Origin of the sequence: Mucilaginibacter pineti (assembly GCF_900101875.1) — a bacterium.
GTDB classification, from domain to species: domain Bacteria; phylum Bacteroidota; class Bacteroidia; order Sphingobacteriales; family Sphingobacteriaceae; genus Mucilaginibacter; species Mucilaginibacter pineti.
This window is the reverse complement of record NZ_FNAI01000001.1, coordinates 100,293-123,786: the sequence shown is the minus strand read 5'-3', so window position 1 is coordinate 123,786 and position 23,494 is coordinate 100,293. Positions and strand designations below refer to the sequence as shown.

General features: G+C 44.4%; 19 protein-coding genes. 7 read left to right on the top strand and 12 right to left on the bottom strand.

Annotation, left to right across the window (positions count from 1 at the left end):
* Positions 1-25 precede the first annotated feature (25 nt).
* The 8 genes from BLS59_RS00405 to BLS59_RS00370 form a co-directional block, all read right to left on the bottom strand.
* Positions 26-2,416, bottom strand: a complete 2,391-nt coding sequence (locus tag BLS59_RS00405) for an ABC transporter permease (protein ID WP_091142371.1) — start codon at positions 2,414-2,416, stop codon at positions 26-28.
* A 150-nt stretch (positions 2,417-2,566) separates the two neighbouring features.
* Complete coding sequence (eutC, locus tag BLS59_RS00400) at positions 2,567-3,319, bottom strand: ethanolamine ammonia-lyase subunit EutC (RefSeq protein ID WP_091142368.1); 753 nt, start codon at positions 3,317-3,319, stop codon at positions 2,567-2,569.
* A gap of 99 nt (positions 3,320-3,418) precedes the next feature.
* Positions 3,419-4,798 carry an ethanolamine ammonia-lyase subunit EutB gene (locus tag BLS59_RS00395; RefSeq protein ID WP_091142364.1) on the bottom strand — a complete coding sequence of 460 codons (1,380 nt, stop codon included), beginning with the start codon at positions 4,796-4,798 and terminating at the stop codon, positions 3,419-3,421.
* Positions 4,799-4,926: 128 nt separating this feature from the next.
* On the bottom strand, positions 4,927-6,252 hold the full coding sequence (eat, locus tag BLS59_RS00390) for an ethanolamine permease (RefSeq protein ID WP_091142361.1): 1,326 nt from the start codon (positions 6,250-6,252) through the stop codon (positions 4,927-4,929).
* A 143-nt stretch (positions 6,253-6,395) separates the two neighbouring features.
* Positions 6,396-8,993, bottom strand: a complete 2,598-nt coding sequence (locus BLS59_RS00385) for an MGH1-like glycoside hydrolase domain-containing protein (RefSeq protein WP_091142357.1) — start codon at positions 8,991-8,993, stop codon at positions 6,396-6,398.
* Between the two features lie 214 nt (positions 8,994-9,207).
* On the bottom strand, positions 9,208-10,311 hold the full coding sequence (locus BLS59_RS00380) for a dipeptidase (RefSeq protein WP_091142354.1): 1,104 nt from the start codon (positions 10,309-10,311) through the stop codon (positions 9,208-9,210).
* 15 nt (positions 10,312-10,326) lie between these two features.
* Entirely contained in the window at positions 10,327-11,433 is a 1,107-nt protein-coding gene (locus BLS59_RS00375; RefSeq protein WP_091142350.1) for a D-TA family PLP-dependent enzyme, read from the bottom strand.
* 200 nt (positions 11,434-11,633) lie between these two features.
* Positions 11,634-12,098: a RidA family protein gene (locus tag BLS59_RS00370; RefSeq protein WP_091142347.1), complete on the bottom strand. Its 465-nt coding sequence runs from the start codon at positions 12,096-12,098 to the stop codon at positions 11,634-11,636.
* A 122-nt stretch (positions 12,099-12,220) separates the two neighbouring features.
* Between BLS59_RS00370 and BLS59_RS00365 the strand changes: the two genes are divergently transcribed.
* The 4 genes from BLS59_RS00365 to BLS59_RS00350 all read left to right on the top strand — a co-directional run bounded on the left by BLS59_RS00365 (position 12,221) and on the right by BLS59_RS00350 (position 16,424).
* On the top strand, positions 12,221-12,808 hold the full coding sequence (locus BLS59_RS00365) for a TlpA family protein disulfide reductase (RefSeq protein WP_091142343.1): 588 nt from the start codon (positions 12,221-12,223) through the stop codon (positions 12,806-12,808).
* A gap of 171 nt (positions 12,809-12,979) precedes the next feature.
* Positions 12,980-14,287: a cytochrome ubiquinol oxidase subunit I gene (locus tag BLS59_RS00360; RefSeq protein ID WP_091142339.1), complete on the top strand. Its 1,308-nt coding sequence runs from the start codon at positions 12,980-12,982 to the stop codon at positions 14,285-14,287.
* Between the two features lie 13 nt (positions 14,288-14,300).
* A complete protein-coding gene (locus BLS59_RS00355) occupies positions 14,301-15,311 on the top strand; it encodes a cytochrome d ubiquinol oxidase subunit II (protein WP_091142336.1) in 1,011 nt (336 codons plus the stop codon).
* Positions 15,312-15,395: 84 nt separating this feature from the next.
* A complete protein-coding gene (locus BLS59_RS00350; RefSeq protein WP_091142333.1) occupies positions 15,396-16,424 on the top strand; it encodes a GntR family transcriptional regulator in 1,029 nt (342 codons plus the stop codon).
* A gap of 255 nt (positions 16,425-16,679) precedes the next feature.
* On the opposite strand, the gene BLS59_RS00345 is transcribed toward BLS59_RS00350, so the two are convergent.
* From BLS59_RS00345 to BLS59_RS00330, 4 genes are all read right to left on the bottom strand, one after another.
* On the bottom strand, positions 16,680-18,035 hold the full coding sequence (locus tag BLS59_RS00345; protein WP_091142330.1) for a 3-keto-disaccharide hydrolase: 1,356 nt from the start codon (positions 18,033-18,035) through the stop codon (positions 16,680-16,682).
* A 150-nt stretch (positions 18,036-18,185) separates the two neighbouring features.
* Entirely contained in the window at positions 18,186-19,517 is a 1,332-nt protein-coding gene (locus BLS59_RS00340; protein ID WP_091142328.1) for a Gfo/Idh/MocA family protein, read from the bottom strand.
* Between the two features lie 233 nt (positions 19,518-19,750).
* Positions 19,751-20,569, bottom strand: a complete 819-nt coding sequence (locus tag BLS59_RS00335; protein WP_091142325.1) for a peptidoglycan-binding domain-containing protein — start codon at positions 20,567-20,569, stop codon at positions 19,751-19,753.
* Between the two features lie 260 nt (positions 20,570-20,829).
* The gene (locus BLS59_RS00330; protein ID WP_091142322.1) at positions 20,830-21,861 is read right to left on the bottom strand and encodes an aldo/keto reductase; all 1,032 of its coding nucleotides are present in this window, start codon (positions 21,859-21,861) and stop codon (positions 20,830-20,832) included.
* A gap of 164 nt (positions 21,862-22,025) precedes the next feature.
* Here BLS59_RS00330 and BLS59_RS00325 point away from each other — a divergent pair, with 164 nt between their 5' ends.
* The 3 genes from BLS59_RS00325 to BLS59_RS00315 all read left to right on the top strand — a co-directional run bounded on the left by BLS59_RS00325 (position 22,026) and on the right by BLS59_RS00315 (position 23,444).
* On the top strand, positions 22,026-22,253 hold the full coding sequence (locus tag BLS59_RS00325) for a hypothetical protein (protein WP_091142319.1): 228 nt from the start codon (positions 22,026-22,028) through the stop codon (positions 22,251-22,253).
* A gap of 90 nt (positions 22,254-22,343) precedes the next feature.
* On the top strand, positions 22,344-22,568 hold the full coding sequence (locus BLS59_RS00320) for a CDGSH iron-sulfur domain-containing protein (protein WP_091142315.1): 225 nt from the start codon (positions 22,344-22,346) through the stop codon (positions 22,566-22,568).
* Between the two features lie 105 nt (positions 22,569-22,673).
* Positions 22,674-23,444 carry a tRNA pseudouridine synthase A gene (locus BLS59_RS00315; RefSeq protein ID WP_091142311.1) on the top strand — a complete coding sequence of 257 codons (771 nt, stop codon included), beginning with the start codon at positions 22,674-22,676 and terminating at the stop codon, positions 23,442-23,444.
* Positions 23,445-23,494 lie beyond the last annotated feature (50 nt).

Genomic DNA, 23,494 nt, shown 5'->3' with positions numbered 1-23,494 from the left:
TAATGACCAATGACCCAATAACCAACTACTCACTTTTAAGGCTTTTGGCCGGGTTGGCAGTTGCTGCTTTTACAGATTGAACGCTTACGGTCACAAAGGCTATTATAATGGCCACCAGGCCGGCAACGGCAAATACCCACCAATTTATATTAATGCGATAAGCGAAGCTTTGCAGCCACCTGCTCATTCCATACCAGGCTAATGGCGATGCTATTAATGTGGCAACCAATACCAGTTTCATCAGATCCTGCGATAGCAGGGTTACAATATTACCTATGCTGGCACCCAATACCTTGCGAATGCCTATCTCTTTAACCCTTTGCTCGGCAGTAAAGGTAACCAGTCCAAATAAGCCAAGACAGGCAATGCAAATAGCCAGTATGGTAAATATGAACAGGATGCTGCCCTGCTTTTGCTCTGACTGATATTGATTGGCAAAGTTTTGATCAAGAAAATGAAATTCAACTTTGCTTTCGATATCAAAACGACCATACACGTTGCTGATGTATTTTAGAGTAGCGGGGATATTATTTTTGCTGATGCGTACGTACAGATTGTCCTCGTCGTTAGCATTTTCGGGCATAGTGAGCACCATTGGCGCTATTTTGTGCTGCAGCGAATAGGTGTTAAAATCCTTCACAATACCGATGATCTGTTTTTCAATAACATGACCATCCTGGTCGATCCCGGTGCGTACGGTTTTGCCTATGGCATCTTTCCAGCCCATTTCATTCACCAATGTTTGGTTCACAATAATGGCGTTCTTTTGATCAGTACCCATTGTTGGCGAGAAATTGCGGCCCTTTGCCATTTTTATCTGTAGCGTTGGGATAAAATCCTCGTCGACCACCAGGTTCTCTACGATCTTCGATTCTGGGTTGGCCTTACCATCGGCACCAAGGTTAAAATCGCCCGAACCAATATTGTTGTTCCCGATGGGGTTACCAGCTATACCAACATTCTCGACAGCCGGGTTTTGCATCAGTTGGCTTTTTATGGCCGCTATTTTGGTACGTGCTGATTTATCGTGAATATGGAATGTTAGCACCTGCGCCTTATTAAAACCCAGATCCTTATTCATTACAAAGTGCAGCTGCTGGTAAATGATACATGATCCTGCTATCATCACAATAGTAATAATGAACTGGAAAACCACCAGCGATTTCCTGAATAATATGGTAGATGCCTGGCTGCCCATTTGCCCCTTCATAGCCGAAATTGTACGGAAGCCAGAAAGGAACAAAGCCGGGTACAACCCGCTTAAAAAACCTGTTACAAAAGTGAATACCACAAAGGCAATAAGCGTTTTGGCCATACCGAATTGCAGCAATATTAAAGTTTTGCCCGATAACTGGTTGAAATACGGCAGCGCGAACTGTATGATTACCCCTGCCAAAAGCGTAGCAATAACGGTGAGCAAAATAGATTCGGCAAAGAACATCAGCATCAACTGCTTTTTGCTCGATCCGATAACTTTGCGTACCCCTATTTCCTTTACCCTTACAGACGACCGCGCGGTAGTCAAGTTCACATAATTAATAACCGCAATAGCCAAAATAAGCAAAGCCACAGCGCTAAATACATACACATAGGTAATGTTGCCGTTTTGCCCTATCTCATAATCTAAATTGGATTTAAGGTGGATAGACGTAAGCGGCTGCAGTTCCATCTGATATTTAAGAGGCCCTTGCTCCCCTTTTAAATATTTATTGAAGAAGGCGGCTGAATTGGCTTCTATCTGTTTATAATCGTCGTGATTTTTTAAGAGCACGTAGGTATATATGCTTGAATTGCCCCATTTACCCGTGTAATTGGCTGGTAATGATCTTAATGCCGAAAAAGAGAAATGTGAATTTACCGGCACATCATCAATAACAGCGGTAACCATATTGGGCGTATTTTCAATAAGTACGGTTTGGTTAAGGGCATTCTCCGCATCACCAAATAGTTTAATGGCTAATGTTTTGGTTAAAACAATAGTATTGGGTTTTGCCAGTGCTGTTGCCGCCTCGCCGTATAAAAAGCGGTGACTAAATACGTTAAAAAAACCTTTATCGGTGAAGATCATGTCACCCTGGTTAACCTGCTTATTGCCATAGCTTATTTTGCCGCCACCTTCGGCATCAACCCTAACGGCATCCTCTACCCCGGCGTAATCATTTTTTAAAGCAGGCGCATAAGGCGGCGAGGTAACGGCGAGGTTAAACTTACCGCCATTCCATGAACCATGCTGTACCACGCGGAACACACGGTCGGCATTTTTATTATAACGATCGTAGCTCCATTCATCAGCCACGTAAAGACTAATTAACCAAAACGCCGCCACGCCAATGGCCAGGCCACACACGTTTATAAATGAAAAAACTTTATGTTTAATCAAATTTCTCCAGGCTATTTTAAGATAGTTCTTTAACATGACCTATTTGTTTACAAGCTAATAGTAAAAGGCGTACCAAATAATTAAATATCTAATTATCAGATATTTAATTAAATATCAATATTAAAAAAATGTTCGATAGTGAAACACTTATCGTCCGGTTGCGTACGTTTTTTAAAAAATTGTGACTTAAAAATCCAGACTCCCGGCATTATCTTTCAGATCGACACCGGATAGCTTTCTGGCGAAGGCTTCGCTGATAAGATAGAAGATTTTTTTGGCTGCTTTTTTATACGACAGCCCCTTCGGGCGAATGTTAGAGATACAGTTACGTGATTCGTCGGTTAAACCCGGTTTGGGATTATAGGTGAGGTAGGCACCCACGCTATCTGCCGAACTTAAGCCTGGGCGTTCGCCAATGAGCACAAGGGATAATTTGGCATTCAAACCGCTTCCTATATCGTCGCCAATGGCTACACGACCTTGCTCAACAAGGGTTATTGGGGCCAGCTTAAAGTTAGCGGCCTGCAATTGCGGAATAAGCACCTGTAAAAGACCAATAGTATTTTCATTAACCGCAGTAGCAGAAAGCCCATCGACTATAATAATGGCAACATCGGCGGCAGCGCTGTTATGGAGCGAATTGATAGAAGCGTCATTTAACTTCCTGCCGAGGTCGGGTCGCTGAAGGTATTGCCGCCTGTCGGCCACTTTGCTGTGGAGTTGCAATACGGGTAACTGAAACTGTTTAAGTGTATCTGATAAGCCATTGATATCCAGTTCAGAATATACTGCATCGCGGGCATGTGCATGGGCAAGTTTAAATTCCAACGATTGTTTTAGCGGGATACTTGTACCCACGCGACCAATAGCTATCCGTGCCGGCGTAAACTCCTGCAAAGCTTTTAAAGGCTCCAATTCCTCTGGAATATTTCTCTTCATCTGATGCTATCTGCTCCTATTTCCTTTATCCTTGCTCTTTTATCCCTCAATCTTTACTTCCCTTGTCCTTACTCCTTTATCTTTTAGTCCTTAATCTGATCAAACTTTTATTCCCAATAAGCCATGCGCTGCGCTCACGGGCAGCATATTTCCTTTGCTATCTACAATCCCCTGCTTTATGAGCCACTGCTCAAATTCAGGGGCAGGTTTTAGGCCGAGCACTTTACGCAGATACAGCGCATCATGAAACGAGGTAGATTGGTAATTAAGCATAATATCGTCGGCACCGGGAATGCCCATGATAAAATTACAACCAGCTACGCCAAGCAGGGTAAGCAGGTTATCCATATCGTCCTGGTCAGCTTCGGCATGGTTGGTATAGCAAACATCTACCCCCATTGGCAAGCCAAGCAGTTTTCCGCAGCAATGGTCTTCCAGCGCTGCGCGGATGATCTGCTTGCCATCATATAAATATTCGGGACCTATGAAACCTACAACGGTATTCACCAGCAAGGGTTTAAATTTGCGGGCTACAGCATAAGCCCTCACTTCGCAGGTTTGCTGATCGACACCAAAATTGGCATTGGCAGATAGTGCGCTGCCCTGGCCGGTTTCAAAATACATTACATTATTGCCAATGGTACCCCGGTTTAAGGAGAGCGTTGCCTGGTAAGCTTCCTCAATAAGCGCCATGTTTATACCGAAACTGGTATTTGCCAGCTCCGTTCCGGCTATCGACTGAAAACAAAGATCAACAGGCGCCCCGGCATTGATGAGCTGCAGAGTAGTGGTGATATGGCTTAACACGCAGGTTTGTGTCGGAATTTCAAACTGGTGCCGCAGCGTATCCATCAGCGTTAATAAACTACTTACCGCAGCCGGACTGTCTGTTGCCGGGTTAATACCGATAACAGCATCACCACTGCAATGCAGTAAACCATCTATAATACTCGCCGCCACTCCCCTCGGATCATCTGTCGGGTGGTTGGGCTGTAACCTGGTAGCGAAATGCCCCTTTAACCCAATGGTATTGCGAAACCGGGTTATCACCTCACATTTTTTTGCTACAGCTATTAAATCCTGGTTGCGCATTAGTTTTGATACTGCGGCCGTCATTTCAGGGGTTAGTCCCGCGGCTATTTGGGTAAGCGTTTGGGTGTCTGTTTCGTCGCTCAAAAGCCAGTCGCGCAGTTCGCCAACGGTTAAATGGCTAATTAAGCTGAAGGATTTAACATCATGGCTATCAATGATCAGCCTTGTTATTTCATCCTTTTCGTAAGGGATAACCACATCATTCAAAAATAACTTTAAAGGCACATCGGCCAAAGTTATTTGCGCCGCTACCCTTTCCTCATAACTTTCAGCACATACGCCTGCCAACTCATCGCCAGATCGATGTGGCGAAGCCTTGCCCAACAAAGTTTTCAGGTCATTAAACCTGTAAACCTTTTGGTTGATAGTATGGCGAAATTGGCTCATGTTTTTTGTTCAATAGTTCATTTGTTCACTGGCTCATTGGTCTTTTTGTCCAACAGTCCTTCATCCAACAGTCTTTTGTCCAATGGTCCTTTATCCAACAGTCCAATAGTCCTTCATCCAATAGTCCTCTATCCATTCATCAGCTCTTCCGTGAGTTTTATCTTATGCCTGCCCATCAGCACAAAAACCAAAATTATGGCAGCAAGACCGCCGAAAAATATATAGCTCATTAATAAATTGAAATATATGGTGGCTATTAAACACACTACGCAGATAACAAGCGCAATGGCAGGGAATACCGGGTAATACGGCGCTGCGAATGGTCTTTCCAGATTGGGTTCCTTTTTGCGCAAAATAAACAGACTGATCATGCTCATCATGTACATTACCACGGCACCTAATACCGACAGCATAATGATCTGGTCTGTTTTAAATTTATAGATGAAGATGGAACTAACCAGGCCGCCAACTACCAGCGCCCAGTGAGGCGTTTTAAACTTATGGCTGATATTGGCCAGCGAACGCGGCAGATAGCCGCTGCGGGCCATAGCAAATATTTGTCTGGAGGATGCGAGGATAATACCATGCAATGATGCTATAAGCCCAAACAAGCCAATACTGGCGAATATTTTGGTTAGTCCGCTGGTTCTGCCCAGTACTATGCCGATGGCCTCTGGGAGCGGATAATCAAGTTTACTGAGGTTACGCCAGTCGGTAACGCCGCCGGTGAGAATCATTACACCTAAGGCTAAAAACACAAGGGTAACAATTGCTGAAATGTAACCACGCGGGATGTTCTTTTTGGGGTCTTTAACTTCTTCTGCAACCATGGCCACACCCTCAATTGCCAGGTAAAACCAAACCGCGAATGGCAGCGCAGCAAAAACACCACTCCAGCCAAAAGGCATGGGATTGGTTAAATAAGTGTGCATGCTAAAATGCGGGGTAACCACACCCATATAAAGCAACAGCTCGGCCACGGCAAGTAAGGTAATGAATATAGAAAACGTTGCCGATTCCTTTACACCATACGCATTAAGGATGATAAACACCACATTAAAAAACATGGCAGTGTGCAAAACAGGGATAGCGCCATTCAAAAAGTGGAGATAAGTACCCAAAGCTACCGCAATAGCCGGGGTAGCCACCAAAAAATCGACCAGGGTTGCATATCCGGCTATCAGTCCGCCAAATGGACCCATTGCCCGGTAAGCATAAGCAAAGGCCCCGCCGGCATGTGGTATAGAGGTAGTAAGCTCGGTATAACTGAAAATGAACGTGATATACATTACCGTGATAACCAGCGTGGCTATCAAAAGCCCAACAGTACCCGAAACAGCCCAACCCAAATTCCAGCCAAAGTATTCGCCCGAGATAACAAGCCCTACCGCTATAGCCCATAAATGGACAGGCTTTAATACTCTTTTTAACTGCTCTGCCGGGGTTGCTGCCATAGTTAATATTTTACCGCTTTAAGATACTCAAAGCAAGGCTCAAATCAAAACGGCGCTATGTTATGGAATTGTTAATTAGTTTATTGGTTCACTTGTTCTTTAGTTCATTGGTCTTTGCAAGTGGATAGTTTTCGGCTTCATTATTACATATGCAGGCAATTGGCTATGAGGCCTGTCCAGCCGGTTTGGTGCGATGCACCGGCTCCGCGACCGCTGTCGCCGCAAAAATATTCGTAAAACAGTATATAGTCTTTAAAATTCGGATCTGTTTGCAGTTTGTGATGGCTGCCCGTTACGGGACGATTACCATTTCCATCTTTTAAAAACAGCTTGGATACCCGGTGGTAAAGTTCATCGGCCACTTGTTTAAGGTTCATAAAATTACCCGAACCTGTGGGGCATTCTATTTTGAAATCATCGCCGTAATATTCATGAAAGCGCTGCAGGCTATCAATAATAAGGTAGTTGATGGGCATCCAGATGGGGCCGCGCCAGTTGCTGTTGCCGCCAAACAGGCCGCTATCGCTTTCGGCAGGTTTGTAGGCTATGCCAAATTCAACGCCGTTGAGTGCAATATGATATGGATGCTGTTCATGATATTTTGATAGCGAACGGATGCCATATGGGCTCAAAAACTCATTTTCATCCAACATGTATTTCAACAGCGATTTCATACGATACCCCCTGAGCAGACTGATGAGGTGTTTTCCGGTACTGCTCTTTTCACCCCAGCGCGAAACCAACGATGCAAGATCGGGCCGCTTTTCGGCAAACCAGCGCATCCGCTCTGTAAAAACCGGACTGTTAACGATATCATTTTCATCCAGCACCTCGGTCGCAAACAAGGGTATCAGTCCCACGATGCTGCGCACCCGCATTTTAACCGAGCCATTATCCGGAAACCGCAGCTGATCATAAAAAAAGCCATCTTCATCGTCCCAAAGGCCTTCTTTGTTTTCGCCGAGGTTAGACATGGCATCAACTATGTAAATAAAATGCTCAAAAAATTTAGAGGCAATATCCGCATAAGCTTTATCTGTTTCGGCCAGTTCGGTAGCTATCCGCAATAAGTTAAGCGAATACATGGCCATCCAGCTGGTGCCGTCGGCCTGTTCCAGGTGCTGCCCCATTGGCAATTGAACATTCCTGTCAAACACACCAATATTATCCATCCCCAGGAAACCGCCTTCAAAAATATTATTGCCCAAAGCATCCTTACGGTTCACCCACCAGGTAAAATTCAGCATCAGCTTATGAAAAACCCTTTCCAGGAAATAGGTATCGCCTTTGCCGTTGTTGTTCTTTTTATCTTTTTGATAAATTTTCCAAACGGCCATAGCATGCACCGGCGGGTTACCATCGCTAAATTCCCACTCGTACGCCGGTAACTGCCCGTTGGGGTGCATGTACCAGTCGCGGGTAAGCAATATCAACTGATTTTTGGCGAAGTGCATATCTACATTGGCCAGCGTTAGGCAATGAAATGCGAGGTCCCAGGCGGCAAACCAAGGATACTCCCATTTATCGGGCATGGAGATCACATCCTTGGTGTTCATGTGTTTCCACTTACTGTTGCGGGCATTTTCACGCTGAACGGGTGGCTCGGGCTGCGCCGGATCTCCGTTGAGCCACTGCCTTATATCCGAGTAATAGAACTGTTTATTCCATAACATACCAGCAAATGCCTGCCGTTGAATAAGGCTTCTGTCGGCATCATCCTTATTGGTATAAACGTCCTTATAAAACTGGTCGGCCTCGGTTATGCGGGTGTTAAAGATCTGGTCGAAATCTTCAAAGCTATAATTGGCATCCGGCGACAAACGCAGGCGAATGATAACACTTTGTTTTGCCGCGATGCTAACATCATAATTAACAGCAGCCTTTGTACCGTTATTATTAGGGTTGATGGTATTGGCTCCATGAATTATGTGATCATTGATGCCATCCTTATGGTAACTAAGGCCGTTGTTGTAGTTATAAAGGCGTTGTGAATTTGTTTCGTTATCACAAAACAGTAAAGCCCCGTTACCTTCGGTATGCAGCCAAAGCTGACCAAATTCTTTATGGTTAGCCTCAATTACAGTATTTGATTTAGCGGCTAAATAAGGTTTATAATCATCATACCCCCAGCTCCAGGTGTTGCGGAACCAAAGTGTAGGCATGATGTTCAAACTGGCATCTTCGTTGGCGCGGTTATGTACGGTGATTTTGATTAAAATATCATCCTGCGCATTTTTTGCATACTCGGTAAATACGTCGAAATAAGCATCCTTGTCGAAGATCCCGGTATCAATCAATTCAAACTCCGGGTCGTTACGGGTGCGGCGCTTGTTTTCTGTAAGCAATTGCTCGTACGGAAACGACTGCTGTGGATATTTGTACAGCGTTTTCATGTACGAATGCGTGGGCGTACTATCAAGGTAATAATACAGTTCCTTCACATCCTCGCCGTGATTTCCTTCGGGATTGCTGAGGCCAAAGTAGCGCTCTTTAATGATGGGGTCTTTTTTATTCCAAAGCGCGATGGCAAAGCAAATATTTTGCTGCCTGTCGCAGATGCCGGCAATCCCTTCTTCGCCCCAGCGAAACGCCTTGCTGCGGGCCATATCATGGGTTATATAGTTCCAGGCGTCGCCATTGGCGCTGTAATCTTCCCGAACGGTGCCCCATTGACGGTCGCTTACATAAGGTCCCCACTTTTTCCAGCTTATATCCTTTAACCTTGACTGTTCTGCATTCATTATTGCAAAGTATGTTTATTTGGTAGTATTACAGAATGATAAAGTTTGTTTTTACATGAAGGTGAAGAAATTGCTTCGGGCCTCACCTAAACGGCGAAGCCCTCATGTAATAATCCTCTCCAGAGCAGAAGGACCTTGATTTGCCGTGGATGGGATCTACTTATTGTATAACAGATTCTTCGTTCCTCAGAATGACAATTTTAAATTGGAAATACTAAAGCCCTCTCCCGTGTCGTGGGTTTATTGAAGTTCCCCATGCCTTTCTTAAAAACCTTAACCAGTTACCATGCATCATGTTTTCAATATCGGCATCTGTATAACCCCGTTTTTTTAGTAAGCCGGGAACCTTTTGCAAGTCGGCGATGGTTTCAAGGTCATACGGGCATTGCTCGCGCCCGAATGCGCCATCCAGATCGGTGCCCATGCCTACGTGATTGGCGTTGCCCGCTATCTGGCAAATATGGTCTATATGGTTTACCATTACCTCCAGGTTGCAGTTCATGCCCTTTGGGGTAGATTGTCCCCTCACCCAGCCCGGCACCATCATCCAGGCATCCAGCGCAGCACCAATTACAGCGCCGCGGTCTATGAGGGCTTTTATCATTTCGTCGCTGTATTGGCGATTGTGGTTTACCAGCGCACGGCAATTGTTGTGGCTGGCCCAAACATGGCCGTTAAAGTTATCCAGCGCTTCCCAAAAGCTATCGTCGCATAAATGGGTGGCATCTAAAATAATGTTTAACCGCTCCATTTCTTTCAATAGCTCCCGGCCTTTTTCGCCCATTTGGCCAGTTGCATCCGTACCTTGCGCATACCTGCCGGGGCCGTAATGCGCGGGGCCTACAGCACGCAGGCCATAATCATAGGCACGCTCCAAATGATCTATAGTAACAATTGAATCGGCACCTTCCAAACTTAAAATATAGCCAATGGGTTTGTTGTGGGCAGATGCGCCATCGTTCCATAAAGCAAGCTGTTTTTCCAGCGAGGCGAGGTCATTTACCTGTACCATTTCGCCGGCTTCTTCCATAGCCTTGTACCAGGCAAGCTGCCCCTGCGTTTGCGCCCAGGCCTGCGCGGGTGAATGCCAGCCGGGTAAAGGATTATCCGGTGCTACATAACGGGCTATCTGGGTTGCTACTACCAAACCAATTTTTCCCTTACGTAATTCAGGTAATGATACGGTGGCTTTCGCACGGTCGGGTTTATCGGAGAGGCCATTCTCGCGCTGGTTCAACTCACTGAGCGGACGGGTGAGATCACGGTTCCACTCCAGGGCATTCATACTCAGGTCTAAATGGGCATCTATTATAAACATCTTGTATTTTATTTGTCAAATGGTAAGCTTACGATCGCGGGCAATATTTAGCCACTCGCCGTTAAGTGCATTATTTTCAATTAGATAAGCGCGCTCATATAAAGCAACCGTGGGGCAAACATGATGCGGAATACCATACAGTACATCGCCTATTTTATAGGTGTGGCCCTTACCTGCTTCTACCACTAAATGTTCCTCACTTTGTGAAACCGGGATAAGTTCAGGAGCGTTTAAAAAGTAGATGCGCTTGGCTAATTCGTTCTCTGCCGATACGGATTTATGCCCAACATCCAAACATAATTTTGTTGCTCCGGGCAACGATATTACCCTTGCAACTATCAGCGCAGCGGGCAAAAATTCCTGATCAGGTGTGGCAAGCTGATATCCCTTATCCCAGTAAACAAACGTACCGGGACTACATTCAATAGCCTCCCGTTTGGCATGAACAGGAAATGTAGGCGAACCACCGGCAACAATAACAGGTTCGGGGTAACCTTTACGTTTCAGATCCTGTTGTAGTTTTGATACGGGATGATAAGCCACATCGCAGCGTTCGGTGCGTTTTTTAAGATCGGTATCGTGAATATGGCCATCATAGGCATGCAGGCCTACGGGGTTTAATCCGGGTAATACGCCGCAATCCATGTATAGCTGCAAGGCCTCAAAGCCGGGCGCTATCCCGGTACGGTTCATGCCCACATTCAGATCGAGGTATACGTTGATCTTTATCTTATATCGTTTCGCGGCATCTGAGATTTCTTTGGCAGCCATATCATTATCAACCAAACATGAAAACTTCGTGTTCGGGAAAGCATGGATGAGCTTTATAAACCGGTACAGCTTTGGTCCCACCGGCTGATAGGCCAGCAGTACATCCGGCGCTTTGCATATCCCCAGCATTTCGGCTTCGGCAATGGTGGCACATTTAAATTTGCCGATGCCCGCTTCCAGCATCAGCATGGTAACCTCTTTGTTTTTATAGGTTTTAACGTGCGGGCGCAAGCGGCTTACATCATCAATCATACTGACAAGTAGCGCAATATTAGCCTTTACCCTATCGGGATAAACCACCAAAGCCGGGGTATCCAGTTTCTCTATGTCTTCTATTTCATACCAATTCATTTTACCGTTGATTTTTGACCGTTGATTTTTTTGATTACGCTGATTTTTTCTGAACTGGGATTTTTGTCTGAACCATGATTTTTAGGATTAAAGGATTAACAGGATTTTCGCTAACTTAATAACCATTTTATCAGAACTCAGAACTCAGAACTCAGAACTCAGAACTCAGAACTCAGAACTCAGAACTCAGAACTCAGAACTCAGAACAGCTCAAACAGGGCTTCAATTTCAACGGGGATATTATCCGGCAGCGAGCCCATGCCTACTGCGCTGCGTACGCCTATACCGTTTTCTTCGCCCCAAACTTTGGCAAAAAGTTCGCTGGCGCCGTTTATGATAAAGGGGTGTTTTTCAAAATCGGCGGTGCAATTAACCATGCCCAGTACTTTTATTACGCGTTTTACTTTATCAAGGCTGCCTATGTTGGCTTTTATAGTGGCCAGCATGGCTAAACCAACCTGGCGGGCGGCGAGTTTACCATCGTCCTGACTTATTGTTTCGCCAATGCGACCGATGATAAGACTTCCATCGTCCTGTACTGTGCCGTGGCCCGACAGGTAAAGATATTTACCATCAACTAAACATGGTTTGTATACGCCAAGTGGTTTTGGTGCCGGCGGCAGGTTTAAACCCAGCTCGGCAAAGTTTTGTTCGGGAGTATTCATGGTATAAAATTATAAACATTAGCCAACAATATTAAACAGAATAGGTTTTACATGGGTCATCTAAAAAGCAGATCCCATTGCTTCGTTTTTTTGTACCTTGGGATACATCGCCGTTATTAACCATGAAACAAAAAAGCAAGTTAAGCACCTCAAACATAACCTTTGGCATATTACTTATTTTAACTGTTATAATTTTGGTTAATGCCGATGCAAAAAGCATTTTTTTGAGGGGATTAATGGGCGTTGGGCTATATCAGCCCGATGTGGAAGCATACGCACGCCACCATGAGAGTTTTGCCAATATCCCCGATCTTACTTTTAAAAGCAGCGACGGCGATACCATATCATTAGCTAAATTAAAACCACGAACTGTATTTGTAAACTACTGGGCCACCTGGTGCCCGCCCTGCATGGCCGAAATGCCCGCCATCAACAAACTATATAAACAGTTTAAGGACGACCCAACCGTAGCGTTCATTATGGTTGATGTTGATAACGACCTGCCGAAAGCCAAAGCATTTATGCAAAAACATGGTTACGACCTGCCGGTGTACGCCTCCATAACCCAGGTGCCCGATACGCTTATGGACGGCACCATACCCACAACAATGGTATTTGGAAGAGATGGCAGCCTCATTTATAAACATAGCGGCATAGCCGATTATGGCAATGTGCATTTTGCCGATTTTCTGAACCTGGAAGGCAAGTAAAGATAACGCACCTATAATTGCATGGGCCGTAATGGAACTGCTAATAAATTTATCGCACTAATACAACAAGTTAAAATCAAAAAGTATTAATTATATTCAATATCAATTAATAAAACTTACAGTTATTTTTGCATTATAGCTTTAAATTCAGCCATTATTTACACATAGCGTATGGACGATTTTATTGCAGCGAGGTCGCAAATGGCCTTATCATTAGGTTTTCATATCATATACTCCTGCATTGGCATGGTTATGCCCGTTTTTATGGCCATATCCCATTACAAATGGATAAAAACCAAAGACCCTATTTATAAAAACATCACCATTGCCTGGAGTAAGGGCGTTGCCATATTTTTTGCAACCGGCGCTGTATCGGGCACTATGCTTTCCTTTGAGCTGGGCTTGCTATGGCCAACCTTTATGAAACATGCCGGGCCAATATTCGGGATGCCATTTTCTTTAGAAGGTACGGCTTTTTTCATTGAAGCTATAGCACTCGGCTTTTTCCTTTACGGGTGGAATAAGTTAAACACATGGTTTCATTGGGTTACCGGTGTTGTAGTTGGGGTGAGCGGTATAGCATCGGGAATTTTGGTGGTATCGGCCAATGCCTGGATGAACAGTCCCTCAGGCTTTGATTATGTGGACGGCAAATACACCAATATAGATCCCGTTAAGGCCATGTTCAATGCCGCCTGGTTTTCCGAATCGCTGCACATGACCATTGCCGCATTCTCTGCAACAGGCTTTGCCGTGGCGGGGATTCACGCGCTGATGATCTACCGGAAAAGGAATATCCAATTTCATACCAAATCATTTAAAATAGCCATCATATTTGGTGCTACGGCAGCCATACTGCAACCACTGAGCGGCGATATATCTGCCAAGGATGCCGCCAAAAGGCAACCTGCAAAACTGGCTGCTATGGAAGCATATTTCCACACCCAGGAATATGCCCCGCTGGTAATAGGCGGCATACCGGATACCGCCACTAAAAAGGTAAATTATGGTTTAGAAATCCCTGGCTTGCTGAGCTTTTTAGTGCATGACAATTTTAAAACTCCCGTAAACGGACTGGATAAGATCCCGGTTAAAGATCAGCCTCCGGTGGCTATAACGCACTATGCTTTTCAAATAATGGTGGGTATTGGTACGCTAATGATGTTTATTGGCATTATTTATTTTATAGCCCTGTTTAAAAAGAAAAGCTGGTTTAATAAAGCCTGGTTCCTTAAACTTTTCATCGTTGCCACACCGGCGGGTTTCATTGCCCTGGAAGCCGGGTGGACGGTTACCGAAGTTGGCCGGCAGCCCTGGATCATCCAGGGCGTAATGCGTACCAGCGAAGCCGTTACCAAAATGCCGGGCATTCAATACACGTTTTACCTGTTTACGTTTATATACTTTACGCTGAGTGTGTTTGTGATATTTTTATTAAAAAGGCAAATACAAATGGTGCCTGAATTGTACGACCGTTAATCCCCCAACGACTATGCTATACGTTGTTATCCTGTTTTTATTTGCCGCCATCACCCTTTACTTTTTACTGGGCGGGGCCGATTTTGGCGCGGGCATTATTGAGCTTTTTACCTCTACAGATAATAAACACCGCACCCGCAAAACCATGTACCAGGCCATCGGCCCAATTTGGGAAGCCAACCACATGTGGCTTATTATAACCGTGGTGGTGCTTTTTGTTGGTTTCCCGGTTATTTACAGCGAAATGTGTACTTATCTGCATATCCCCCTGCTTATCCTTTTATTGGGCATTATTGCACGCGGTACGGCCTTCACATTCCGTAATTATGATGCCATAAAGGACGAGAACACCCAGAATTTTTATAACCACATGTTTGTTTATTCCAGCTTTGTAACGCCATTGTTTTTGGGCATTATTGCTGGCAGCGCACTATCCGGGCAAATAGACCCTACTGCCAAAACCTTTGCGGGAGCTTATATTTTTAGCTGGTTCAACTGGTTTTCTGTTTCTGTAGGCTTTTTTACGGTGGCCTTGTGCGGCTTCCTGGCTGCTATATATATTGTTGGCGAATCAAAGGAAATAGCCGATACCAAACGGTACATAAAAAAGGCGAAGATCATGAACGTGGCGGCTGTAATTTGCGGGGCACTGGTATTCACCGCCGCCTATTTCGAAAATGTACATCTTGCCAATTGGATTTTTGGTAACAAGATAGGCGTAACCGTGGTTGTATTAGCCACACTATCGCTGGTTTGGTTGTGGATGATCATATCGGCACAAAAGAACAGGCAATGGATCCGTTTACTGGCAGCTTTCCAGGTTAGTATGATATTGATTGCTGTAGGGCACACGCGTTTCCCGAGGTTCATCATCTTTAAAGATGGCAGCTCCATGTCCCTCCTTACCGATCATGCAAGCGGTAAAACCATCGACGATCTGGCTATTGGACTAATGGTAGGCAGCTTGTTTATATTGCCTGCACTTGGCTATCTGTATTATAGTTTTCAAAAGAAGGAACGTTAATCTTGCCTGAACCGTCCCCTACTATCCTTAAAAAAAGCAAAATACTGCGTCATAATATTACATTTGTGATAATCCAGTTATAGCGTGAAGAACTATCTTAAAATATTATCCATTGATGAATATTCCATCACCCCTAAATATTTGCAGCTTTCCAATGCAATAATAAGAGCAATTGAAAGCGGTGATATTGTGAAGGATGATATGCTGCCATCCATTAACGACCTGAGTTTTGCGCTTGACACTTCACGCAATACTATAGAACGCGTTTATAAAGAACTCAAAGACAAAGGGATCGTAAGTTCCGTTCCCGGTAAAGGTTTCTTTATCTCGAATACCGATTTTCAGAAACCGCTTAAAATCTTCCTGCTGTTCAATAAATTAAGCGCCCACAAAAAAATCATTTATGATGCTTTTGTAGAAACCATTGGCGAGAATGCGACCATCGATTTTTACATTTACAATAACGATTTTTACTTTTTTAAAAAGATAATTACCGAAAGTTTCCAGAGCGATTATGCCAAATACATCATTATCCCCCATTTTTTGGATAATGAAACCAAAGCGCACGAGATCATCAACACCATTCCAAAAGATAAACTGATCTTGCTGGACAACCTGGTGCCCGGCGTTGGCGGTAAGTTTGCGGCTATTTATGAAAACTTTGCCTCAGATGTTTATGAAGCGCTGCTAAAATTGCTGGATAAACTAACAAAATATCACACGCTAAAACTCATTTTCCCCGGCAAAACCTATCACTCCAAAGAAATTCTGAAAGGTTTTCTGAACTTTTGCCGGCAATATGCCTTTGACTACGGGGTGGTTGATTCTCTTGCCAATGAGGTTATTCAGCAGGATACGGTTTACATTAGCCTTACCGAAGATGACCTGGTAGAATTAATCAAAAAGATCATAGCAGCAGATCTGAAAGTGGCTAAAGATGTTGGGGTTATCTCCTATAATGAAACCTCGCTAAAAGAGATCATCCTTGACGGTATCACCACCATATCAACCAATTTCAAACTAATGGGCAGCAAAACAGCTGAATTTGCATTAAGCAATTGCCATGACCATTTTGCAGTACCGTTTAACGTTACGCTGAGGAGTTCGTTGTAAATCGGCGGACCAAAGACGTGTAAAATTAAAAACCGTTGTCATTTCGAGCGAAGTACGAGTGAGAAATCTTATACGATAAGCAATTGGGACTTAGCATCCAGTAGAAGATTTTTCGCTTCGCTCAAGAGATAGTTTCTCTTTCGCCCCTTCACTCTTGCCCCACGCTTGCTCTATCGAAATGACAACCTTTTATATTTTATTTGGTCTTTTATCCTTGATCTAAAAATCCCTTGTCCAAAAGTCCAAAGGAAAGTCCTATTTCAGTTCCTTAACTTTTATACTTCTGAAAAACACTTCATTACCATGATCTTGTAGCAACAAGTGCCCTGCCGGGGCTTCGCCAAAGTTTTTCCAGATAGTGTATTTGCTGATAGCTACAAGGTCCTTATAAGCTTTGGAACCGCGTTCGTACTCCAATACTTTAACACCGTTGAGGTAATGCTCCACATGATTGTTCGGGTATACCACTACTCGTCCGGTGTTCCAGGCACCTATGGGATGTACAAAGCGCTCCTGCTTGTTGGCCTTTATCAGATCATATAACGAGGCCAGTGTACGGTCGCCATCACGGCCAAGCTTGGCATCGGGATGCAGTTTATCGTCCAGCACCTGGTACTCCAACCCAATGGCCGAACCTTTGGTAACTTCGCTTAGCGTAACAAAGTATTTAACCCCGCTGTTGGCGCCGGGCGTAAGTTTAAACTCAAAAGACAAATCGAAAGCGCTGTAATTATCGTTGGTTACCACGTCTCCACCACCCGATTCCTCTCCACCTGTTGACGGCAGTACGTGCATAACACCATTTGCAACTTCCCAGCCATGATTAGGGAACGTTTTAAGCGTAGCGCCATGCCAGCCGGTATTTGTTTTACCATCATATAAAAGCTTCCAGCCAGCGGCCTTTTCGCCTGCTGAGAGGCTGTTAGGTTGCAGGTTAACTACGTATATATCTTTTGGGAATGGCTTGGGTTTTAAGTTGGTTGTTTGCAGGTTAAAGTTTTTAAAGTATACTTTTTTACCGGCCTGTTCTTCCTTGCTTATGCCATGTACCTGCAACCCTATAAAGCCTTTTGCATCAACAGTATCAACCACATCTGCAGTGGGGATTCCGTTAACCCATGTTTTCATTTCGTTGCCAATGCACTCAATCCTGATGTGGTTAAACTCACCAACTTTAAAGGCATCTTTTGCCTTGGCATTCAAATCCAGGGGGTAAAGCCAGTCACGCCGACCCTCGTCGTAAATGCCGCCGCTCCAGTTACGATCTGATGGGTCAATTTCAAACTGCCTGCCGTAAACCTTCCCTTTACCACCATTACCGGCAGCATCATAGTGACTGCGGGTTTGCACACCCGAGTTGCTAAGCTTGCTTTCTATTTTAGTATCCAGTTCCAATATAAAATCGCCGTATTCCTTTTCGGTAACCAGGAAAGTGTTGCCCGAGTTCATAACGGTTGTGCCTACTATCTGGCCGTCTTCCACCTTATAATCGGCAGTACCTGCAAGGCGTTTCCAACCGTTGAGGGTTTTGCCGTCAAATATTTTAGTTTGGGCCTGTGACAGCGAAGCCGTTGCCAGTAATAGTATTGCGGGGTAGATATATTTTTTCATGGGTATCATGTAAACTAATTATAACATTTAAACTTTGTCATCCTGAGGAACGAAGGATCCACTCGCAGATATACATAGTGACGAATAGATTCTTCGCTATGCTCAGAATGACAAATTATTATTTATGGACAAACTTTTGTTTCCCTAATCTTAAACCTTCACTTCCCAGCCTTTTTCATACTCGCGGCTCCAAAGTTTTTCGGCTTCAGGGTCGTTTTGAATATGGCCGTTTGTTGGGTCGATGTGCAGCACGCGGTCAACACGGTATGATATATTGCCTAATTGTGGTAATAACGTTGATTTAAAGCCGATCTCTATCGGGCAGTTTAGCGGCGCTACGCCCCTAACTCCATCAATAAAGTTTTTCATGTGGAAACCATCCAATGCCTCGGTTGGGCTTACTTTGTTGTTGCCATCTACCTTGGTATCGTCCTTAACATCTTTAACTAACTTATTGGCAGGATCATAAACCTGATAGCCGTTACCGCTGCCATAAAAGAGTGTTCCCTTATCGCCATAAAATATTACCCCACGGCTCAATCGTTCAATATTATAGCCGTTACAGCTGCGGCTTTCCCATTCGGCGGCGGTATTGTTGGGGAAGTTGTACAGGATATTTTGCGTATCGGGTGTTTGCCAATCATCATTATAATGGAAACGACCGCCGGTTGATACCACTTTGTTCGGAAAATCAACCCCAAGCCCCCAACGGATCACGTCGAGCTCATGTGTGCCATTGTTCAACGCTTCGCCGGTTCCCCAGTTCCAGAACCAATGCCAGTTGTAGTGAATAAGGTTATCCTGGTAAGGTTTGCGCGGCGCAGGGCCCTGCCATAATTCATAATTTAAATTTGCGGGTACCGCCACCTGTTTACCATGACCAATGCTTGCACGGTTGTTGGTATACCAGCCCTTAGCATAATACGCCCGACCTATAACACCATCATGCAGTTCCTTAACCATCAATTGCACATTGGAGAATGAGCGGCGCTGGCTACCCATTTGTACTAAACGGTTGTATTTTTTTGCGGCCTCAACCACCATTTCGCCTTCGTGCGGGTTATGACTGCATGGCTTTTCTACATAAACATGTTTACCGGCCTGGCAGGCCATAATGGTAGCGGGGGCATGCCAATGATCGGGCGGGGCAACTACTACGGCATCAATATCCTTTATCTCCAGCATTTTGCGGATATCGGTAATACCTTTGGGGCGCTTCCCTGTTATTTTAAAGATCTCTTCTATGGTTTTATCAACTACTTTCGAATCCACATCGCAGATGTAGCCTACTTCTACATTTGGGATCTTGGCATAGCTTTGGGCCAGGTAAAGACCACGACTATTGGTTCCCATCATTCCTAACACCACCTTCTCGTTGGGCGATCCTCTGAAAAAACCTGCGGCCTTTGATATTTGTGGCGCCAGCAGGAAACTTGTTCCGGCTGCTGAAGTAGTTTGAATAAACTTTCTACGGCTGATCATAGCTAATATCGGTTAATTGGTTTATAATGTGCCCGGTGAGCAGGCCTTGCAAATTAGCTAAGTTTTACAAAGCATGAAAAGAAACAGCAAGTTACTTTCGTTATACATTGTAATTTAACTGTTACTACAACGATGTAGTAAATCACAACGCCGATTTTAATACCAAAACAGGCCCCGCGTTAACGGAGCCTGCATGTTTTCATAGGTTGATGTGTGATATAGACAGGTGATATTTATACTAAGCTTGCTATTGACATTACATCCAGTTTTGATGTGCGGTAATTACGTACCCGTTTGTAAACGCCATTGCCATTACTACTGCCATCGTTATTGGTATTACCTTCAATGGTTTCAAATATATCGCCGTGTATGGCGGTGATGATGCCGGTATGCTCCCAGTCGTTAGTTGTTTTTTCTAACAGGAAGATATCGCCCGGTTTTACCACCGCCGGATTATTACGTACGGCCGTGTAGCGGCTCAGGATGCCTTTTTGTATGGCCGATGTGGCCACTGTATCGCAACTATAAGAAAGGGGCATTAATTTTCTGAAATCTTTACCAAGCTGACTGGCGGCCTGGTCAAAAATAGCTTGTACAAAGCCCATGCACCAAAACCAGGGCGTTCCCTCCATGCCATCCATATAAGCACGTACCCAAGGGCCGCTATTGCTTTGCCCTTTAATGGTAAGCTCAAAAGGCGCATTATTTAAATGCTGTATTGCGGTGTTAACTAATATAGTACGCAGATCGGTACCGGCGGCCACGCCTGTAAAAGCGTTTGCCATTGGTTGCGATAATACTTTGAAAAGCGCCAGATCCACCACGCCTGTTTGCGACAACCCTTTTGCTGCCTGAAAGTGTTTCACGGCCAGTTCTGTAGCCGGCCCAAAGTCGCCGTCAATGCCGGTGGCCGTTCCCGAAGAGGGATGTACCATAGCATACAGGTTAAGCCAGCTTTGAATTTTCATGACATCTTTAAGGGTATTGGTACTGCCGTTTCGCTGCTGTGTTGCCGGTATGGCCAGTTCTTTAAGGTATTGCTTTTTTATCATGCGCTTAGGTTTTTAAAGTGATAAGGCTTAGGTTTTGTATATGTTTTAAACAGGCTGAATGTTGCTTTTACAATGGTAAAGGTATATTGCCCGCTGTATATTTTCTTTAGTAAATTTACTGAAGTACGTGCGTATTTTTACGCAAAATTGGAGTAAACAACTGTACTAACAGGAGTTTTACAATAAACAGAAAAGCCCTGCTGGTTTTTAAACTTAGCAGGGCTTTGTATTTACGTTCTGTTAATCACCGCAAATTGGGATTAGTATTTTATTGGCAGCGGAACCAGGTTTAAATTTTGGCGCTGGTGCCAGTATGGATAAATTGGGGCAACTTCGCTGGCGGCATCAAGCTTTTTAACCTGATCTATAGTAAGATTCCAGCCTATGGCGGCTAAGTTTTGGTTTAGCTGCTCTTCGTTACGGGCACCTATTATGATATTGGCAACAGTTGGGCGTTGTAATAACCAGTTTAAGGAAACCTGTGCAACAGATTTACCTGTTTCTTCGGCCACTTCATCCAAAGCATCAACAATATTATACAGGTGTTCAAAGTTAGTAGCAGGACCATGACTACCACCCTGTACCGTTCTTGAACTCTCCGGAATAGGTTGTCCCCTCCTGAATTTACCGCTCAGCTGACCAGATGCCAACGGACTCCAAACAATGGTACTAACTTTCTCCTCGATACCCAACGGCATCAACTCCCATTCAAATTCACGGTTAAGCAGCGAATAATAGGCCTGGTGAGCCACGTACCTGCTCCAGCCATAACGTTCAGACACAGATAAGGACTTCATCAAATGCCAGCCCGAAAAGTTGGAACAGGCTATATAACGCACCTTACCACTGGTAACCAGGTCGTCAAGCGCACGCAGGGTTTCCTGTACAGGAGTGGTGGCGTCAAAGCCATGCATGTGGTAAATATCAATATGATCTGTTTGCAGGCGTCGCAAGCTTTCTTCGGCCCGTTTTACAATATTATAGCGCGATGAGCCGTAATCGTTAGCCCCATCGCCCATGGTAAAAGTAGCTTTGGTACTAATAAGCACATCATTACGTAAACCTTCCAGCGCCTTGCCCAATATTTCTTCGGATAGGCCCCTTGAGTACACGTTAGCCGTATCAAAAAAGTTAACACCTGCATCAAGGCATAGGTTTATCATTTTTTTGGCTTCATCAACCTGCGTATTTCCCCAGGCCTTAAAAAACTCGTTGCCGCCGCCAAAAGTGGCCGTGCCGAAACTTAATACGGGTACTCTTAGTCCCGATGCTCCTAATTGTCTGTATTCCATTGTGGTATTTTTGATGTTTGTTATAGCTCCTGTAAGACGCTTATCACAAAGCTAAAATATAAGTGTTTAACCACTCAATTTCACTAATCATTAGTTTGTCATATATGTAATGCCGGGTGCTAATATCGGTGATATAAAACCCCATAATTATTATTTTTGGACAGATGACTGCAGATCCCCTACGCATATCCCTTTTTGAAATGAGGCTTGAAGAAATTCACCGCCGGGACCCGCTTTTGCGCTACGAGATCACCATCCGCGATTTTATTGCTTTGTTTCCCCTCAAATACAAACATGGCAATTTGGTAAAACCGGAGAAACCAGATTCATTTGGGTTAGACAGGCATGTGTACCTGAAGGTACTGGTAGCCTTTGGCCAGTCGTTCGGTTAAGCAAACCAATCCTATCAGGAACAGGTCTAAATAGCAAATAGCCCTGTTAAAGGCGATGGCTTGTGTTAACTTCGCACCAAAATATTTCACATGGCAACCACCAAACTTACTATCAATAACAACGGTTCTGTAAAAATCGAAGGCGACTTTGAAATTGTAGATATGCAGGGCAATAACTATGGCTTGCAAGGCCGTACAGTATTATCTGTATGCCGTTGCGGTCTATCGGCCAACAAGCCATTTTGCGATGGATCGCACAAAGGTCATTTTGAGCACAACGCCATCGCGTTTGATTTGCCTCCAAAAAAGGTTTAAGCAAAAACTTATTAAAAGTATTAAAAGCCTTCTGTATAAATTACAGGAGGCTTTTGCTTTATAAACGTTTTACGGTATTTTTTATTGAATTTTGAAGCCTGCAATATGCGTTACTTTTTTCACATAGGTTATCATGGCACCCATTATAGCGGCTGGCAAAAACATGCCGGGGTTATCAGCGTGCAGGAGGTATTGGAAAAAGCGCTCAGCCAGATCTTAAAGATTCCCGTAGCAGTTGTGGGTTGCGGCCGTACCGACGCGCAGGTACATGCCAGCCAGTTCTTTTTTCATGCCGACATAGAAAACGAATGGGACTTCGACCTGCTTTTCAGGTTGAACAAACTATTGCCCGATGACATTGCCGTATTCGACATCATACCAATGCAAGGCCTTCCTCACGCCCGTTTCGACGCGGTGCAGCGTGGTTACGATTACTTTATCCATACTTATAAAGATCCATTTTTGAGCAGGTTTAGTTCACTTTATCCCGAGAAAGACCTTGATATAGCTACCATGACCAAGGCCGTGGCCCTGCTCCCATTGTATAACGACTATCGCGCATTCTGCAAAATGCCAGACAGGATTGACCATACCATTTGCAATGTAACATCGGCAGCACTTTTTGTTGATAGCAACGGAGATAAGCTCAGGTTCAGCATTTCGGCCAATCGTTTTTTAAGTAAGATGATCAGGATCATTGTTGGCAAACTGCTGGAGATTGGCCGGGGCGATATGAGTGTGGATGAGTTTGAACACTACCTCATCAGCAAAGAAACGCCTAAAACCATAATCCCGGCCTATCCGCAGGGATTGTACCTATCTAAAGTAACCTACCCCTATCTTGACCTGCCTTGCCGCAGCAATTTCAAGGTTTAAACACACCTAAACCCGTTCATTTAAAGGAGATTGATTTGGTGCTATTTCCT

What these genes read in the sequence shown, in the direction of transcription:
- BLS59_RS00320 (WP_091142315.1), top strand. Translation starts at nt 22,344, where the DNA reads ATGGCAACCACCAAACTTACTATCAATAACAACGGTTCTGTAAAAATC.
- BLS59_RS00325 (WP_091142319.1), top strand. Translation starts at nt 22,026, where the DNA reads ATGACTGCAGATCCCCTACGCATATCCCTTTTTGAAATGAGGCTTGAA.
- BLS59_RS00365 (WP_091142343.1), top strand. Translation starts at nt 12,221, where the DNA reads ATGAAACAAAAAAGCAAGTTAAGCACCTCAAACATAACCTTTGGCATA.
- BLS59_RS00405 (WP_091142371.1), bottom strand. Translation starts at nt 2,416, where the DNA reads ATGTTAAAGAACTATCTTAAAATAGCCTGGAGAAATTTGATTAAACAT.
- eat (WP_091142361.1), bottom strand. Translation starts at nt 6,252, where the DNA reads ATGGCAGCAACCCCGGCAGAGCAGTTAAAAAGAGTATTAAAGCCTGTC.
- BLS59_RS00380 (WP_091142354.1), bottom strand. Translation starts at nt 10,311, where the DNA reads ATGTTTATAATAGATGCCCATTTAGACCTGAGTATGAATGCCCTGGAG.
- eutC (WP_091142368.1), bottom strand. Translation starts at nt 3,319, where the DNA reads ATGAAGAGAAATATTCCAGAGGAATTGGAGCCTTTAAAAGCTTTGCAG.
- BLS59_RS00370 (WP_091142347.1), bottom strand. Translation starts at nt 12,098, where the DNA reads ATGAATACTCCCGAACAAAACTTTGCCGAGCTGGGTTTAAACCTGCCG.
- BLS59_RS00395 (WP_091142364.1), bottom strand. Translation starts at nt 4,798, where the DNA reads ATGAGCCAATTTCGCCATACTATCAACCAAAAGGTTTACAGGTTTAAT.
- BLS59_RS00315 (WP_091142311.1), top strand. Translation starts at nt 22,674, where the DNA reads ATGCGTTACTTTTTTCACATAGGTTATCATGGCACCCATTATAGCGGC.
- BLS59_RS00340 (WP_091142328.1), bottom strand. Translation starts at nt 19,517, where the DNA reads ATGATCAGCCGTAGAAAGTTTATTCAAACTACTTCAGCAGCCGGAACA.
- BLS59_RS00330 (WP_091142322.1), bottom strand. Translation starts at nt 21,861, where the DNA reads ATGGAATACAGACAATTAGGAGCATCGGGACTAAGAGTACCCGTATTA.
- BLS59_RS00375 (WP_091142350.1), bottom strand. Translation starts at nt 11,433, where the DNA reads ATGAATTGGTATGAAATAGAAGACATAGAGAAACTGGATACCCCGGCT.
- BLS59_RS00355 (WP_091142336.1), top strand. Translation starts at nt 14,301, where the DNA reads ATGCTATACGTTGTTATCCTGTTTTTATTTGCCGCCATCACCCTTTAC.
- BLS59_RS00345 (WP_091142330.1), bottom strand. Translation starts at nt 18,035, where the DNA reads ATGAAAAAATATATCTACCCCGCAATACTATTACTGGCAACGGCTTCG.
- BLS59_RS00360 (WP_091142339.1), top strand. Translation starts at nt 12,980, where the DNA reads ATGGACGATTTTATTGCAGCGAGGTCGCAAATGGCCTTATCATTAGGT.
- BLS59_RS00335 (WP_091142325.1), bottom strand. Translation starts at nt 20,569, where the DNA reads ATGATAAAAAAGCAATACCTTAAAGAACTGGCCATACCGGCAACACAG.
- BLS59_RS00385 (WP_091142357.1), bottom strand. Translation starts at nt 8,993, where the DNA reads ATGAATGCAGAACAGTCAAGGTTAAAGGATATAAGCTGGAAAAAGTGG.